Annotated in this window: 2 protein-coding genes; both read right to left on the reverse strand. The window is 70.4% G+C overall.

Annotation, left to right across the window (positions count from 1 at the left end; all coding sequences use genetic code 11):
• On the reverse strand, nt 1–250 hold a 250-nt coding region (locus tag LI92_RS20905), incomplete at its 3' end, for a transglutaminase N-terminal domain-containing protein (RefSeq protein WP_046322346.1).
• Nucleotides 247–2,647, reverse strand: a 2,401-nt coding sequence (locus LI92_RS20910) for a circularly permuted type 2 ATP-grasp protein (RefSeq protein WP_046322348.1), incomplete at its 5' end; no start/stop codon positions are given. The genes LI92_RS20905 and LI92_RS20910, both read right to left, overlap by 4 nt.

Raw genomic sequence — 2,647 nt, forward strand, 5'->3', positions numbered from 1 at the left:
GCTTCTCGATGACGTGGAAGTAGGAACTGATGTTGCCGTAGCCGTCCCGGCTGGTGGAGCTGTCCTCGGGCTCGGGCTCGATGACCAGCTCGTGGAACAGGCAGCGCTGCCGGGCGGAGTCGCGCGGGGTCAGGAACCCACGGCCGTAGGAGCTCGTGACGACATCGGAGTACCGATACTCGGTGCGGTGGGTGATCTGGTAGCTGCGGCTGTCCGCGGAGGCGGTGGTGCCGTCGGGGAACGCGGTCACGGCATCACCCGCCGCTCATCGGGTCCCCACAACGGCTGCATGTCGCCCGGCAGGGACAGGTGGATGGTGGTGATCACCGACGACAGCTCACGCAGATCGCGGTGGATGGCCGACATCAGCTCGGCGAGTTCTTCGCGCCGTCCGTCGGCGGTGACGTCTTCGAGGTCGGCGGGCTCGATGCGGCGCAGTCGGGCGGCGATCTCGTCGACCATCCGCTCGGGGCGCGACGACCCCGTCGACCCCGGCAGCGCCTTCAGGTGCGCGCGGATCAGTTCGAGTTGGTAGACCAGTGAGCGCGGGTTCTCCACGTCGAACAGCACCAGGTCGGCGACCCCGGCGATGCTGATCTTGCCGGGGTTGCGCCGCCGGTAGATGACCAGTGATTCGCACGCCACCAACGTGGATTCGGTGATGGTCTGCTCGGCCCCCGGGGTGCGGGCGGTGCTCAGCGTGGAGCGCAGCAGCGCCGTCAGCGCCAGGCCGCGCTCGATGCGCTTGCCGATGTCCATCATGGTCCAGCCGACGTCGCGGACCACCGACTCGGCGGCCACCCCCGACAGGGCCAGCATGCATGCCATGGTCAGCGTGCTGGTCGAGGCGAGGAACGCGTCCCCTTCGGCCCGCGAATCCGGCGGTGTGTCAGGGGCGTTCAACAGGGCCCGCTCGGCGGCGGACAGCACCCCCCAGGTGTCGTTGGACATCTGATCACGCACCGCGCGCGCGGCCAGCCCCAGCCGCTCCACCGACTGGGCGAGCGAACCGGGTCGGTGCCGGTCGGCGGTCAGCGCCCACAGTGTGGTCGGCGCGGTGGCCACCATCTCGACGTAGTCGCCGCCGGCGCCGGTGTCGCTCCCGGTCAGTTGTCCGAGTGCGGTCAGCAGCACCGGCACGCATTCACTGCCGTCCATCGTTCTGCGATACCGGAATTCGTGATAGCGCTCGCGGGTCACGGTCAGCAGCCGCGCAGTCTGCTCGGCGCGTTCGGCGTAGCGGCCGATCCAGAACAGGTCCGCCAGCACGCGTGGCGAGCTGACCTCCTGGGTGGGGCTGGCGTTGGCAAGCGCCGGCAGCCCCGGAGCTTCGCTCGAGATCTTCTCCGCGGTGACCCGGCTCGAGGTGCGAACCCAGATGTCTTTGGCAGCCACGGTTTCGAGCTGGTATGCAGCCGCCCCCTCCGCCAGCAGGTAGCCCAGGCCGCCGATCATCGGGGCATACCCGCCGCGCTGGGCCACCGTGAACAGCCGCATCCCGACTGCCGACGACGACAGGCCGCGGGGCAGATAGTCCGACGGCGCCGAGGAGAACTGCGGGAGCTCTTGGCCGACCCACTGCCACGGCGTCGCGGCGATGCGGGCCGCCAGCTCATCGCGCTGCGCCGCCGACAGCGTCGGCCCGGTGATCGGGTCGCCGCCGGTGACCGGTTTGATCAGCAGCGAGGACAGGTTCGCCAACAGGTGCGAGCGTTCGGCGTCGATGCCGCCCCAGTACAGCGGCGTGGTCGGCAGCAGCGGCGTCTCGTCCAGCAGGGCCTCGGACAGTTCCGGGAGGAAACGAAGCAGCCCCGGGCTTTCCAGCACACCGCTGCCCAGGGTGTTGACGACGGTCACCGCGCCGCGGCGCAGCACCTCGACCAGACCGACGACACCCAATCGCGACGACGCCCGCAGATCGAGCGGATCGGCGTAGTGGGCGTCCACCCGGCGCAGCACGACGTCGACCCGCTTCAGGGTGCCCATCGAGCGCATCCACAGCTTGCCGTCGCGCACCACCAGGTCGGCGCTCTCCACCAGCGGCAGGCCCAGCACGCTGGCCAGGTAGGCCTGGTCGAACGCGGTCTCGGAGTGGATGCCGGGGCTGAGCACCACAATCACGGGTTCCTCGGCGTACTCGGGGGCGGCGTCGACGAGTGCCAGTCGCAGCGCCTGCGCCCACGGCGAGGTGGGCCGCGGGCCGATCTGCTCATAGAGGTCCGGGATCGCATGCGCGACCACCCTGCGGTCGGCCAGGGCGTACCCGGCGCCGGACGGCGCCTGGGTCCAGTCGGCGTTGACCACGAAATCCCCCGTCGCGGTCCGGCTGACGTCGCAGCCGTGCATGAACAGCTGATGCCGGCCGGGCACCTCGATGCCGCGGGCGGCCCGCAGGTACCCGGGGTGGGCGAACACCAGCTCGGGCGGCAGCACCCCTTCGGTGATGCAGCGGCGCTCGCCGTACACGTCGGTCAGCACCGCGTCGAGCACCCGCGAACGCTGTACCAGCCCGCCTTCCAACTGGTCCCAGTCCGAAGCCGAGACCACCAGCGGCAGCGCGTCGAGCTGCCACGGCACCGCGACGGTTTCCTCGCCGTCCGGACCAGTGCGCACGTAGGTGATGCCGTCGTTGTCGACAAGCCCGCGC

It is taken from the genome of Mycobacterium sp. UM_Kg1 (genome assembly GCF_000972925.1).
In the GTDB taxonomy this organism is placed as follows: Bacteria; Actinomycetota; Actinomycetes; order Mycobacteriales; family Mycobacteriaceae; genus Mycobacterium; species Mycobacterium hiberniae.